Source organism: Pontibacter ramchanderi, from assembly GCF_002846395.1.
Lineage (GTDB): Bacteria > Bacteroidota > Bacteroidia > Cytophagales > Hymenobacteraceae > Pontibacter > Pontibacter ramchanderi.
Map to the genome: position 1 here is coordinate 721,984 of NZ_PJMU01000002.1, position 13,324 is coordinate 735,307.

Here is a 13,324-nt window from a genome sequence, read left to right on the forward strand (position 1 = left end):
TATTCATTACTCTTTCTTCACTATTCATTAAAAATGGACCTCCGCATCACCATCATCCAAACTGCACTGCACTGGCAAGACGCCACCGCTAACCGGCAGATGTTCTCCGAAAAGCTAGCGGCCGTTGCTCCGGCCACAGACCTGATCGTGCTCCCCGAGATGTTCACGACGGGTTTCAGCATGGACGCTACTAGCCTGGCGGAAGAGGCAGAAGGCCCTACCCTGCAATGGATGAAAGAAGAAGCAGCCAGGTATAGCGCCGTGCTGACGGGCAGCGTAATCGTGAAAGCGGGAGAGAACTATTACAACCGGCTCTATTGGGTGCGGCCGGACGGCACTTACGAGCATTACGACAAGCGTCACCTCTTCCGGATGGCAAAAGAGCACCATACCTATACCTCAGGAAAAGAAAAACTGCTGGTAGACTTGAAGGGCTGGAGCATCTGCCCGCTGATTTGCTACGATCTGCGCTTTCCGGTGTGGAGCCGCAACACGGGCAGCCAGTACGATCTGCTGCTTTACGTAGCCAACTGGCCCAAACCCCGCGCCAATGCCTGGAGCGCCTTACTGCAAGCACGCGCCATCGAGAACCTGAGCTATGTGGTGGGCGTGAACCGGGTCGGAACCGATGGCAACGGGCATCCCTACAGCGGCGACTCGGCCATCATCCATCCTAAAGGGTATAAACTCCTCGGGACCACCGAAGCAGAAGGTATACACACCATTGCCCTCAGCAAGCAGGAGCTGACGGACTTTCGGGAGGCTTTCCCGGCGCACCTCGATGCGGATGATTTTACGCTAAATTGATTTGGTCAGGAACTGGCGCAGCGCTTCTTCGTCGGCCAGCAAGGTATAGGCTATACCTGGCCGTGCCTGCAAGAGACGCAATAGGCGCGGGTGCTCACCGATGAGTATGATGTGCCGTTGTGGTTGCGGCCGCAGCAATTCCTCGAGCAGTGGTATCAGCCGGTTTAAGTCTCCTGCCCCACCCTTTACATACACCACCGTTTCCGGATTTTCCTGTAGCAAGCGCACTGCGTAATGCTGCAAGGTGGCATCGGACCCGGCATCCACATCAAAAACAGGTATAGCAGGCGCATGCTGCCGCACCATTTTCAGGATAGGCTTGTCAAAAGCGAGTTCCCCGGAGAGGTCTACTAACAAAAAGGCCTGCATCATTGTACTACCAGTCTGCGGGATTCGTGGCTGCCGCTGCGGGAGGTAGCGCGGAGCAGGTATACACCGGCTTTGAGGTGGCCAAGGCTTACCGTGTGGCGTCGGTTATAGCTTTCGGCTGCATCGTATACCTTGCGACCGACCATATCATACAGCACCAACGCAACTGACTCACTGGCCTGCACCTGCACAGGCTCCTGCGCACCGGCTACGGGGTTAGGGTATACCTTCAGCCCTAGTTTGCCTGCGTTATCATTTGGGTTGCCGTAGTGGCCACCTGTTTGCTCCAACAAGTATAAGCCGCCTCCCTGCGTGCCGACGGTCAGGTATAGCTTATAGGGCCCGCCAAGTTCGGCCACAGCCAGGCCCAGTCCGCGGCCGAAGCGGGTAGCTTGCGCTTCTCCCGTCAGTTCGTTTTGCAGCACCTCGGTTGTCTCCGTAAAGTCGCCATTCAGCTTGTCCAGAAAATCAGGGTAAATGCGCAGCGTCCCGCTGTCGTCCACAGTGAGCAGGTCGAGCTTGGAATTGCCGTCTATGTCCACCACAACGGGTGCCAGGTTGCGACGGAAGAAGTCAAATTTGATGCCCCCGATGCCCTCTTTAACGAGCTCAAAACCGCTGCCGGCAGAGCGGTAATAGTCCAGGGTGCCGCCAGCTCTCCCCACCAGCATTTCCACGCGCTGGCCATCTACCCGGAATAAGTAAGGCGTATCGCCATTGGCCAGGGTATGCAGGTGCATCAGGCGGGTGGTGTTGAAGGCAAAAGGCTGCCCGGCTTTCGCGTTGTTTACAAAGTACTCCAGCTGCGTCGCGCCTCCTGCATGATGGCCTGATCCGGTCTGTATCTTGTAAGTCAGCACCAGATCCAGGGCTCCATCCTGGTTGATGTCGAAAAATGACGGCTTCAGCGAAAGCATTTCCTTGCTGGACAGGTTCAAGTAATCGTCTGTGACAAACGTGAAGGCGGGTTCGGTCAGTGTGCCGGTGTTGCGGTAGAGGCTGAGCGTTGCCACAAAGCGTCCGTTACGGTTTGCCCGCCCATTGCCGACCAGCAGGTCAAGCAGGCCGTCACCGTCGATGTCGGCAAAGGCAGGGTAAGCGTTTTCGCCCAGGTCGATCATCTGGCTTTGCAAAAAGTTATCCTGCGTAAACTCAAAGTTCGGCTGGTTGGCTGTGCCCGTGTTGCGGTAAAGCCAGGATGAGCGCTGCAGTTCCAGGTTGCCTTCGTTCTCGTTGCTGTTCGGAGCCACAAGCAGGTCCGGTATACCATCGAAGGTCACATCTTCGGCGTATGCGGCCGGAAAGAGGTTGAAGCGGGCCGCACGTGTGCCGAACGGGAAAGCAGGTTCAAAGCTGTCCATGCGGGCCAGGGTTTTGGTGCCTTTGTTTTCCATCATCACCAGGTTGTCACAGGCTACCCCGCCTATCAGCAGGTCTTTTACCCCGTTGCCATTCAGGTCCAGGGCCAGCAGTGAGGAACCGTCGTGACCGGAATGAAGCGGCGCAGCCATGCGGCATTGTACGCCAAAGCCATAGGCATTGCAACCTTCGCACTCTGTAATCTGCCCCCACCAGTCGGAGCCGAGTGTAAACTCCAGCGAGCCACAGGGCTTGCCTTCTTCCGCCTGCATGTTCTGGTAATACTCCAGGGTATAGCCTCCCGAAAACTCCGACAGCAGAATATCCAGGTCGCCGTCGCCGTCCATGTCCACTATGGCAGGTATATCGGCGATGTTCATTTGCATGTTGATGCTGTTCACACCGTTGCGGCTTCGGTAAAAGAGGGCATCCTCGGCCAGCACAAAAGTGGGGTATTTGTTGCCTGTGGCCTCCTGCCGGTATACCCGTATACCTAGCGGTGTGCTAGTGAAAATGTCTTTCAGGCCATCGCAGTTGTAGTCGCGCAGCAGCACCCAATTTTCCAGCTCAGCCGGAAACATTACCTCGTATTCGGGCGCATAGGTATAGCGCCACTGGCCTCCCTCCTGCACGGCCAGGTAGGTATAGACCTTGCGCAGCATGCGGTCGAATACGAAAAGGTCGTCGCGGCCATCTTTGTTGAGGTCGATGGTGGAGAATTGCGGTGTGTTCAGGCCGCCGCCCCAGGGGTTACGCAGTTCGGTTGCACCTACGGTGACACGTATGTCCGTTCGCTGTTGAAATCGCAGAGGTTCCTGTGCAGATACATTGGGTAGCAGAAACAGGAAAAGGAGCATGGAGAATAGGTAGCGCATAGACAGTTTGTTAGGCAATGGGGCTGTTGCTTTTGCCGTTTTGAACGTATATTGCCGCGGCGGCTGAGGGTTATACCTAAACTCCGGTAGCTGCCACCAATTTAAGAGACTAAAAATAAGCATTTCATGCCGAACAGCATCGACTTTCTTTATCAAAAATACCTGGAGTGCCGCCACGTGAGCACCGACTCTCGCGCTCTACAGGACCAGAGCCTGTTCTTTGCCCTGAACGGACCCAACTTCAAAGGCGCCAAGTTTGCCCAGGGTGCCCTGGAAAAAGGCGCCAGATATGCGGTGGTAGATGATCCCACCTTGGCATCGGATAATGTGTTTGTGGTGGAAGACACCCTGCAGGCGCTGCAGGACCTGGCCCGTCACCACCGTCGTCAGCTGAGCATACCGGTGATTGGCATTACGGGCAGCAACGGCAAAACCACGACCAAGGAGTTGATCTATGCCGTGCTGAGCCAAAAGTTCAACACCCTCTATACCCAGGGCAACCTCAACAACCACATTGGTGTACCGCTGACTTTGCTTCGCCTCAAGCCCGAGCACGAAATGGCGATCATCGAAATGGGCGCCAACCACATTGGGGAGATCGCCCTGCTCAGTAGCATTGCGATGCCTACACACGGTATGATCACCAACATTGGCAAGGCACATTTAGAGGGCTTTGGCAGTCTGGAGGGCGTGGCCCGCGGCAAGAGCGAGCTCTACGTGCACCTGCTCGAGCATGGCGGCACGGTGTTCGTGAACACCGGCAACGAGCACCTGATGCGCATGAGCCGCCGTATCGAAAGCAAAGTAACCTACCCGGCGCAAGGCGACTTTTACCACAGCGAATTGCTGGAGGCCTCGCCTTACGTGGTGTACAGAGACGAAGAAGGCCACGTGGTGCACACGCAGCTGGTGGGTAGCTACAATTACGAGAACATGGCCGCTGCTGCCTGCATCGGCAAGTTTTTCGGGGTGCCGCTGGAGAAAGCTAATACCGCCATCGCCAACTATAGCCCCGTGAACAACCGCTCGCAGGTGATGCAGAAGGGAAGCAACACCCTGATCCTCGATGCTTACAATGCTAACCCAACGTCTATGGCAGCGGCTATCCGCAACTTTGGCGGTATGAACGCACCGCGCAAGGTCGTGATTGTAGGCGATATGCTGGAAACGGGAACCGAAAGCGCCACGGAGCACAAAGCCATTGGCGAGATCATCGCAGAGCAAAACTTCGACACGGTGCTGCTTTGCGGACCGGAGATGAAGCATGCGGCTGAAACTGACAGCAAATTCCATTACTTCGCTACAAAGCCTGAGCTTCAGAGCTGGTTGCAGGCTAATCCGGTTTCGGAGAGCTATGTGCTGGTGAAGGGCTCCAGAGGTATGGGGCTGGAGACGCTGGTGGAGGTGTTGTAGAGCTAGAGATTACTCTTTAATCAGTACAACAGTTAGCGCCTGGTAGACCCGTTTTACCAGGCGCTTTTATTTATTCTGTTCGTTTTAATTTAAGTCTGCCACTTTGTTACCAATACGACTTAAACCGATATTATTTAAATCAAAAATATATCTTATTACAACATCAACCAACATCAGATACATAAAATAATATTTATTATAAATTAAATATAAGTTACTTTTTATAGATAACATTATACATATAACTTTAAATATATTCGCATATAATTATTACCCATTTACCCCTACCTTTTATGAAAATCAAATACTCTCTAATTTTCCTCCTTCTCTTCGCCTGCCAATTTGCGTCTGCCCAATCGCAGGATTCAATAGCGTTATACCGTCACCATATTGTCATAAACACGCACGTAATACTTGATAGATTAGCTGACCCTGCTAGCCGCATGCCGCTGCATCTTATGTACAAATACCAGTTTTCCCGTAATGGGGCCATTCGGTTTGGAGCAGAGGGGATGTATGCCAAGTCTGACTCTACGCAGTCTTACACAAATCGTCGTGACGAAATTACAGACTTTCTCTTTGGGGGAAGTATTGGCTACGAATGGCAGAGACCGCTCAGCAAACTATTCACACTGTATTACGGAACTGATGGTTTTTATCAGCAGAAAGTGAGGAATATAGAGATGTGGGACGAATTCAGTGAACCGGACCCATATGGTGTAATAGAGAAGCATTCAAAAGATCTTCTTACTACCACCTCTTTCGGAATAAGACCGTTTATTGGCTTCCGCATTAATATTGGCACCAGATTTTATTTATCGACAGAAACAGCATTCCACTTAAGCAAAGTAAAAAGCTCGCAAGATCTCGTACTCTCTCTCAAAACATACTCACCAGAGTACGATAGTTTCGGCAACCCCAAGACCTATATTGACTATACTACCAACAAACTTGTTTTTTCCTACATCCCAATAACGTTTGTCAATCTTAACTGGACTTTCTAAAATTTAAATTAACCTAAAAACAAACTTATGAAGAAGCTCTGCTTCTTACTGCTATTCTTAATAGCCCCATTTTTATTAGCTGCACAAACAGCTTTAACGCCTGATGGCAGAGTTCCCCAATGTCCTGGAAATAGAATTGCTTATACAGCTTTTCCAGCAGGTGGTTCTGCTTCTGCCAATTATGCAGGCTGCTCTTTTAAATGGTCTATTACCAACGGCAAATTTTACATTACTAACAGCAGTGATGATTACACTACATCCAACAGTTCTGTAGAAGTAATCTGGAACGATGTAACAAATAAAGGAGAATTAAAAGTAACAATTACGTCCTGTAACAACAAATCTAATGATGGCACACCAACTACTGGTGGCGTCATAATCAAATCTATAAACGGTGTTAACCCCTCACAAGTTAAGGTAAACAACGTAGCAAAATCAAGCCACAGTATAGACTGGTGCAGCACAGCCCCTATAACGTTAGCTATAGATAGGCTCGCAATTCCTAACACCCCAAGCAGCTCTAACCCATCCTATTCTTCTACTTTATATGTAGACACCTATGAATGGACGCTACCATCCGGTTGGCGCACTAATGACAATAAGACGGGCACCTTTACGACTCCTTCCTACTCCATCTCGGTTATACCTGCAGCAGGGTCCGGAGGCCAGGTAAAAGTGAGAGGCCTGAACCAGGAATGCAGCATAAGCAGTGTACCAAGGGTAAACTTCTATAGCAATTACAGCACACTCACTATTACGCGCGAACCTCAGGTAAGCGCAATCACTGCTTCCAAAACCAATTTGCACTGCGGCGACAGAAACCCTGTTAACCTCTCGGTTCCAGCCATGACGGGAGCCACATCCTATACCTGGTCGCTTCCGCAGGGCTGGACGATTTCGGGATCTGCTTCCGGCAATTCTATCTCCGCCATACCGAGCGGCACGAATGGCGGGCAGGTATCGGTAGCGGCCAACATTACCTGCACCACCCCTAACAAGGCGGTCAACTCAACACCTATCACCATCAACTACAACAGCAGCCTGCCTACACCGACGTTCAACAACGCACCTTACGATATAGGAAATACTGCATCTTCCTTTAGCATAACCTCAGTAGCCGGTGCTACCAGCTATACCTGGGAGGCCAGTAGCAACATCCTCATTAATGGGCAAGTGTCACCGCTGCAAAGCACGTCAACGACCGTAGCGATCTCGCAGCGGCCCGGTTACAGTGGCGGAGGCTGGGTAAAGGTAACGGCCAATAGTGCGCAGTGTGGCAGTAGCACTTTAACCAAAAATGTTTGGGTGGGCCAACCAGAAATTTTATACTTCAGCTATTTTGGCAGTGCCAAACACCCTACCTGCCCCTACGAACAGCACACTTTTGCTCCTGTTTACAGTAACGGATATCAGGGGCAGCCATCGCGCTACCGTTGGGCAGTTGGCAATGTGAGCAGCCACGGCGACTTAACAGGCTCAACACTTACTGTAACGGCAGCAGGGTTTAACTTTAGCTCCCACATGTCAATCGGCTTAGAGGTTGAAACTCCTCTCGGCTGGACACAGCAGTTTGTGATGCTCTACGAGATCCGCGACTGCGACAATGGTGCAGAGCCTATGTTTAGCCCGAATCCAGTCACCGCAGACGAGTTCACCTTAGAACTTTCCGGAAGTTCAGACGAGAGCTACAGCTATACCTTGTATGACTTGCAGGGAAACCAGCGCCTTTCCGGCAAAGCCAAGGGCAAGAAAACCAAAGTTAGCACAAAAGGTATACCTGCTGGCACCTACATGCTCAGAATAGAGCATAAGGGCAAATCCACGACCAGAAGAATGATAATAAAGAAGTAACCACCCTGGTGAATAAACAAGGCCCACGATTGTTTTAATCGTGGGCCTTGTCATTTATAAGCAGGAGACATCATAAATCTAAAAAATCAGACAATTGGCCAATATTTTAAGTTCTTTTGTCCAGGCACTCAAAACGGCGAGACAAAATCCTGTAGCAGCGGCAGTACTTCGTCCTTGGGCGAAACCAGCGGCTGGGCTATACCCCAGTCTATACCCAGGGCTGGGTCGTTCCAGAGGATACCGCCTTCGGATGGCTGATGATACAGGTTGGTGCATTTGTAGAGGAAACTGGTGTTGTCTTCCAGCGCTACAAAGCCGTGGGCAAAGCCTTCCGGAATATAGAGCATGTTATGCTGCTCCGCATCGAGTATGCAGGTGGCGTGCTGTCCGTAAGTGGGGGAGTTTTTGCGGAGGTCGAGCGCCACATCCAGCGCACGGCCCGAAGCAACCCGCACCAGTTTGCCCTGCGCATAAGGCGGCCTCTGAAAATGCAGGCCGCGCAGCACGCCTTTTCTAGAAACAGACTCGTTGTCCTGCACAAAGACCGGGTTGATGCCGAAGGGCGCAAACATGCTGGCATTGTAGGTTTCCATGAACCAGCCACGCTCGTCGCGGAACACGCGTGGTATAAATTCGATCAGGCCTTCAATGTGATAGGTCTTATGCTGCATAGCTGGTGTAAATGGATCTGCTTTGGTTCTTTTAGAAGGGTAGCAAGTTAGGTTTTTTCCCCTTTCTTCTGAAATTTTTCAACTAACTTGCGTCCATCCTGCCTGCTTCCACGGCGCTATACCTGCTAATTTTGACCGGGGCCGGGAACAATTACGTACAATGATTCACGCCGAAAAAAGGCTGACAAACCGCTACGCTTAACATCTGAAAATGGGTAAACAAAAATACTACGAAACCGCCAAGCCGCAGGAAACCGCCGTGCTGGTGGCTGTGCCTGGTTATAAGCAAACCGACGAACAAACTAACGAATACCTCGACGAACTGGCCTTCCTGACCGAAACAGCCGGCGCCGTAACCATGAAGCGCTTTGTGCAGAAACTCGACAAGCCTGACCGTGCCACCTTTGTGGGCAGCGGCAAACTCGAGGAAATCAAAGCCTATGTGAAGGAGCACAACGTGGATATGGTGATCTTCGACGATGACCTCACCCCCTCGCAGGTGCGCAACATCGAGCGCGAACTACAGGTGAAGATCGTGGACAGAAGCTTGCTGATTCTCGACATCTTCGCGCTCCGTGCCAAAACCGCTCAGGCCCATACCCAGGTGGAACTGGCCCAGTACCAGTACCTGCTGCCCCGCCTGACCAACCTGTGGACTCACCTTTCCAAACAAAAAGGTGGTATCGGCATGAAGGGTCCGGGTGAAACCGAGATCGAGACGGACCGCCGTATTGTGCGCGACAAAATCTCGCTCTTGCGCGAACGACTGGAGAAGTTCGAGAAACAGAATTTTGAGCAGCGCAAATCGCGGGCAGGCATGGTGCGCGTAGCCCTGGTAGGGTATACGAACGTGGGCAAATCCACCCTGATGAACCTGCTCTCCAAATCCGACGTGTTTGCCGAAAACAAACTCTTCGCGACAGTAGACGCCACGGTGCGCAAAGTGGTGCTTGACAACATCCCATTCCTGCTCTCCGACACGGTAGGGTTCATCCGCAAGTTGCCGACCAAACTCATCGAGGCCTTTAAGTCCACGCTCGACGAGATCCGCGAGGCTGATCTGCTGGTACACGTGGTGGATGTGTCGCACCCTTCGTTTGAGGACCACATTGCGGTAGTGAACAACACGCTGCTCGACATCAACTCAGCCGACAAGCCGGTACTGCTGGTGTTCAACAAAATAGACCAGTACCTGGAGCAGCGCGAGCAGGAGCTGGCAGAGGAAGCGGGTATCAACGAGGATGGCCACAGCAACGTGCGCCCTTCCATCGACGACCTGAAAGCGACCTACATGGCCAAGGTGCATGCCCCAGCCCTGTTCATTTCAGCCACCAACCGCATCAACATCGACGAACTGCGCGCCGAACTGCAGCGCCGCGTTGCGGAAATTCACTTTGAACGCTACCCGAATAACGTGTAGTTTATACCAGGAAGCATCAGAAAAGGGAACAGTCCGGTAAGGATTGTTCCCTTTTTGCGTTTTCTGCCACGGCCAGACCTCGCAGTGGATTTCAGTCCTGCGAACGTCTGTTTGGGTATAGCTTGTCTGAATCTTTATATAGATATAGGGCCCCTACCCCAAAGGTTTACAGGATTCTTGTGCACGATTAACACACCCCTGCCCCTCTCAAGAGGGGAATTTCTGCCCTGCCCAATTTTCAAGGATCAGCAATGTAGTTACTGTCACACCCCACTGGCAGGTATAGCAAAGGTAACTTGCCCCGGAAGCGATGAAACAGAAAGCCTAAGCCAGGTGCACAAAACGGCGCTCCACTGTTGGGGGTGAAGGGGTCCCCCTGTCAAGAGCGTTCAGCGAGTGGGGTAGGGGCCCTCGATTTGGAGCGTCTTGATTTTTTTGCTTACTGGGGGTAGGGGCCCTCTTTCTTTTCATCAAGGAAAAAAGTAGGTCCCGGCCGGACAGGCCAAGCTATAGAACAACACTGTTTGCTATACCTCCAACAGCAGTAGCTACAAAGCCTCTATACCTGGTCCGAAGACCCCACGCGTGAACGCTCACACCATCACCGCTATAACTGCATAGGCCAGAGCTATACCTACGCGCAACTATTACAAGAGCAGATCTCCCCTAGCTAGCCAAGCCATCACACTCCCCCACCCCGTCACAACTATTTTATACTGCTTTCAGTAAACAGCAGGTATAGCGGGCACGCTATGTAAAAGACACGCCTGCTATACCTTTCTGAAAGAGAATCACCTTATGAAAACCTTGTATATCATGCGTCATGCGAAGTCCAGCTGGAAATTTGAAGAGCTGAGCGACCATGACCGCCCTTTAAATAAACGCGGCCGGACAGATGCGCCTTTGATGGGGCAGGAACTGGCTTCCAACAATGCGAAGCTGCAGCTCATCCTATCGAGCCCGGCGGTAAGAGCCATCACAACGGCCACTTTGGTGGCCCGCGAGCTCGACTACGATGCCGATGACATTGTGGTGGATGACCGCATGTATGGCGCCAGTGCCGAAGAACTGCTGGAGGTAGCCCGCGAGGCACCCGCAGATGTGGATTGCATGCTGATGGTAGGACACAATGAGGCCCTCTCGGAGTTTGCCAACATGCTGTCGCCCAAGCACGTCTCCAGCATACCTACCGCCGGCATTGTGGCCCTCCGCTTCGACTGCGACAGCTGGCGCGATATCGCCCGTAGCAATGCCGGGCTTCTGTTTTACGATGTACCCAAAAACCACAAATAACACAGCACAACGGCCTGGCCAGGCATCCCCCCAGACCTGACCACGCTGCTCATACCTTTATTTCAAACTGCTCCGCACCGGGCAACAAACTAAACCATGGAAACCAATACCGAAGATAAAAAACCAACCCTTACGCCGCTGATCAACCGTGAGCTCAGCTGGCTGGCCTTCAACTACCGTGTGCTCCAGGAGGCGAAAGACCGCACCGTGCCGCTCCTGGAGCGCATCAAGTTCATGGCCATTTTCTCATCGAACCTCGACGAGTACTTTAAAGTACGCGTGGCCACGCTCAAGCGCCTGATCAAACTCAAAAAGAAGACCCGCGAAAAACTGTCTGAAGACCCCGCCGATACTTTTGAGCAGGTGATGCAGGAGGTGAAACGCCAGCAGGAAGAGTTTGGGGAAGTTTTCAGAGAAGGCATCCTGGTCGACCTGCGCCAGCAGGACATCCACCTGCTCACCGAAAACGAACTAAGCGAAGCACAGCAGCAGTGGGTACAGACCTATTTTACCGAGCACGTTCAGCCTCACATCCTGCCGCTCCTGCTCGACGATACCGAGACCCACTTTTTCCTAAAGGACCAGACTGTATACCTGGGCGTGCACCTCTTCGAGCCTAAGAAGCAAAACCTGAAACCGGAGCGTTTCTCCATGCTCGAAATACCCACCAAAAAACACGGCGGTCGTTTTGTGAAGCTCCCGACGGAGGGTGAGCAGCGCTATGTGATGTTTCTGGATGATGTGATCCGTTTCTGCCTGCCGGCCTTGTACCCGGATTACGGCCGCTTCGAGGCGCATGCCGTGAAAGTTTCGCGCGACGCTGAGTTGGATATAGAAGAAGAAGTATCCGGCAGCCTGATGGCCAAGATCCAGAAAAGCCTGAAAAAGCGGGAAACCGGCTACCCTGCCCGCCTGCTGTACGACCCGGTTACGCCACAGGCCATGCTGGACGCCATAATGGCACATACCGGCATTTCGGAAGATGAACTGGTGGAAGGCAGCAAGTACCATAACTTCCGTGATTTTTTTGGTTTCCCGGACTTTAACCTGCCCGACCTCAAGTACTCGCCGCAGCCTACACTGGTGCATCCACTCCTGGAGAAAGAGGAAAGCCTGATCGAGGCCATGAAAAAGCAGGACTACATGGCGCATTATCCTTACCAGTCCTTCGACTACGTGCTGCGCCTCTTCGAGGAAGCCGCCAACGACCCGAAGGTGACTGCCATGAGCGCCACCCTCTACCGGGTGGCCGACGACTCTGCCATTGCCAAATCGCTGGTGAAGGCCGCCAAGAGCGGCAAACTGGTGACGGTGGTGGTGGAGCTCAAAGCCCGTTTCGATGAAGAGTCGAACATCTTTTGGGCAGGCAAGCTGCAGAAGGCCGGCGCAAACGTTATCCTGGGTTTGCCCGACCTCAAAGTGCACACCAAGCTGGGCCTGATCACCCGCAACGAGGACGGCCAACTTGTGAATTACGCCTACCTGAGCACGGGCAACTACAATGAAGACACCTCCAGAATCTATGCTGACCATGCGCTTTTTACCTCCAACAAAGACATTACACAGGATGTGGAGCAGGTCTTCAACTTCTTCATCGACCGCCAGCACGACAAGAAATTCAAGAAACTGCTGATGGCCCCGATCAACATGCGCGACCGCTTTGTGGAGCTGATCAACCGGGAGATAAAAAACGCCACCAAAGGCAAGCCGGCCAAGATGATCCTCAAAATGAATGCCTTGCAGGACGAGCGGATGATCAAAAAGCTGTACGCTGCCAGCCAGGCCGGTGTGAAGATCGAGCTGCTGGTGCGCGGCATTTGCTGCCTGGTGCCGGGCGTGGAGGGACTGAGCGACAACATCCGGGTGCGCAGCATCGTGGACCGTTACCTGGAGCATGCCCGGGTATACATCTTCCACAACGACGGCAAAGAGGAATACTACGTAGCCTCTGCCGACTGGATGACGCGCAACCTGAGCCGACGCGTGGAGGTGGCTTTCCCGCTGCTCCAGAAAGACATCATCGAGCAGGTCCGCACGATCATCGACCTGCAGCTCACCGACGATACCAAGGCCCGCGACATAGATAACAACTATGTAGAACAGGTAAGCCCTACGCACGTCCGGTCGCAGTATGCCATCTATGAGTATCTGCGCAGCCTGGTGCCCGAAGGAATGGACCCAGCCAGAAAATCGGAGTAACTATACCTGACACAAATATTGCAAAGCCCGACGCGCTATACCAGCGAGTCGGGCTTTGTCGTT

10 protein-coding genes are annotated in these 13,324 nt (G+C 52.6%); 7 read left to right on the forward strand and 3 right to left on the reverse strand.

From position 1 onward, the window contains the following. The first annotated feature begins 33 nt into the window (after positions 1 to 33). Positions 34 to 807: an amidohydrolase gene (locus BD749_RS10125; RefSeq protein ID WP_101444235.1), complete on the forward strand. Its 774-nt coding sequence runs from the start codon at positions 34 to 36 to the stop codon at positions 805 to 807. Here the strand turns inward: BD749_RS10125 and BD749_RS10130 are convergent. Continuing rightward, positions 799 to 1,179, reverse strand: a complete 381-nt coding sequence (locus BD749_RS10130; protein WP_245869005.1) for a hypothetical protein — start codon at positions 1,177 to 1,179, stop codon at positions 799 to 801. The genes BD749_RS10125 and BD749_RS10130 overlap by 9 nt on opposite strands. Beyond that, positions 1,176 to 3,410 (reverse strand): T9SS type A sorting domain-containing protein, encoded by a 2,235-nt coding sequence (locus BD749_RS10135; protein ID WP_180336374.1) that lies wholly within the window; start codon positions 3,408 to 3,410, stop codon positions 1,176 to 1,178. Before BD749_RS10135 ends, BD749_RS10130 begins: the two co-directional genes overlap by 4 nt. Positions 3,411 to 3,536: 126 nt before the next feature. Between BD749_RS10135 and BD749_RS10140 the strand changes: the two genes are divergently transcribed. From BD749_RS10140 to BD749_RS19595, 3 genes are all read left to right on the forward strand, one after another. Next, positions 3,537 to 4,823: a UDP-N-acetylmuramoyl-tripeptide--D-alanyl-D-alanine ligase gene (locus BD749_RS10140; RefSeq protein WP_101444237.1), complete on the forward strand. Its 1,287-nt coding sequence runs from the start codon at positions 3,537 to 3,539 to the stop codon at positions 4,821 to 4,823. A 293-nt stretch (positions 4,824 to 5,116) separates the two neighbouring features. Continuing rightward, complete coding sequence (locus BD749_RS10145) at positions 5,117 to 5,827, forward strand: hypothetical protein (protein WP_007654095.1); 711 nt, start codon at positions 5,117 to 5,119, stop codon at positions 5,825 to 5,827. A 27-nt stretch (positions 5,828 to 5,854) separates the two neighbouring features. Then, positions 5,855 to 7,678 carry a T9SS type A sorting domain-containing protein gene (locus BD749_RS19595; protein ID WP_101444238.1) on the forward strand — a complete coding sequence of 608 codons (1,824 nt, stop codon included), beginning with the start codon at positions 5,855 to 5,857 and terminating at the stop codon, positions 7,676 to 7,678. 128 nt (positions 7,679 to 7,806) lie between these two features. Here the strand turns inward: BD749_RS19595 and rfbC are convergent, their stop codons facing one another. Further along, positions 7,807 to 8,349, reverse strand: coding sequence for a dTDP-4-dehydrorhamnose 3,5-epimerase (gene rfbC / locus BD749_RS10155; RefSeq protein ID WP_007654104.1), 543 nt, complete (start codon positions 8,347 to 8,349; stop codon positions 7,807 to 7,809). Positions 8,350 to 8,560: 211 nt separating this feature from the next. Between rfbC and hflX the strand changes: the two genes are divergently transcribed. From hflX to ppk1, 3 genes are all read left to right on the forward strand, one after another. Further along, positions 8,561 to 9,769, forward strand: a complete 1,209-nt coding sequence (hflX, locus tag BD749_RS10160; RefSeq protein ID WP_101444239.1) for a GTPase HflX — start codon at positions 8,561 to 8,563, stop codon at positions 9,767 to 9,769. A 798-nt stretch (positions 9,770 to 10,567) separates the two neighbouring features. Then, the gene (locus BD749_RS10165) at positions 10,568 to 11,062 is read left to right on the forward strand and encodes a SixA phosphatase family protein (RefSeq protein ID WP_101444240.1); all 495 of its coding nucleotides are present in this window, start codon (positions 10,568 to 10,570) and stop codon (positions 11,060 to 11,062) included. A 96-nt stretch (positions 11,063 to 11,158) separates the two neighbouring features. Next, a complete protein-coding gene (gene ppk1, locus BD749_RS10170; protein WP_101444241.1) occupies positions 11,159 to 13,261 on the forward strand; it encodes a polyphosphate kinase 1 in 2,103 nt (700 codons plus the stop codon). The last annotated feature ends 63 nt before the right edge of the window (positions 13,262 to 13,324 follow it).

What these genes read in the sequence shown, in the direction of transcription:
- BD749_RS10135 (WP_180336374.1), bottom strand. Translation starts at nt 3,410, where the DNA reads ATGCGCTACCTATTCTCCATGCTCCTTTTCCTGTTTCTGCTACCCAAT.
- rfbC (WP_007654104.1), bottom strand. Translation starts at nt 8,349, where the DNA reads ATGCAGCATAAGACCTATCACATTGAAGGCCTGATCGAATTTATACCA.
- BD749_RS10165 (WP_101444240.1), top strand. Translation starts at nt 10,568, where the DNA reads ATGAAAACCTTGTATATCATGCGTCATGCGAAGTCCAGCTGGAAATTT.
- BD749_RS19595 (WP_101444238.1), top strand. Translation starts at nt 5,855, where the DNA reads ATGAAGAAGCTCTGCTTCTTACTGCTATTCTTAATAGCCCCATTTTTA.
- hflX (WP_101444239.1), top strand. Translation starts at nt 8,561, where the DNA reads ATGGGTAAACAAAAATACTACGAAACCGCCAAGCCGCAGGAAACCGCC.
- BD749_RS10145 (WP_007654095.1), top strand. Translation starts at nt 5,117, where the DNA reads ATGAAAATCAAATACTCTCTAATTTTCCTCCTTCTCTTCGCCTGCCAA.
- BD749_RS10125 (WP_101444235.1), top strand. Translation starts at nt 34, where the DNA reads ATGGACCTCCGCATCACCATCATCCAAACTGCACTGCACTGGCAAGAC.
- BD749_RS10140 (WP_101444237.1), top strand. Translation starts at nt 3,537, where the DNA reads ATGCCGAACAGCATCGACTTTCTTTATCAAAAATACCTGGAGTGCCGC.
- ppk1 (WP_101444241.1), top strand. Translation starts at nt 11,159, where the DNA reads ATGGAAACCAATACCGAAGATAAAAAACCAACCCTTACGCCGCTGATC.
- BD749_RS10130 (WP_245869005.1), bottom strand. Translation starts at nt 1,179, where the DNA reads ATGATGCAGGCCTTTTTGTTAGTAGACCTCTCCGGGGAACTCGCTTTT.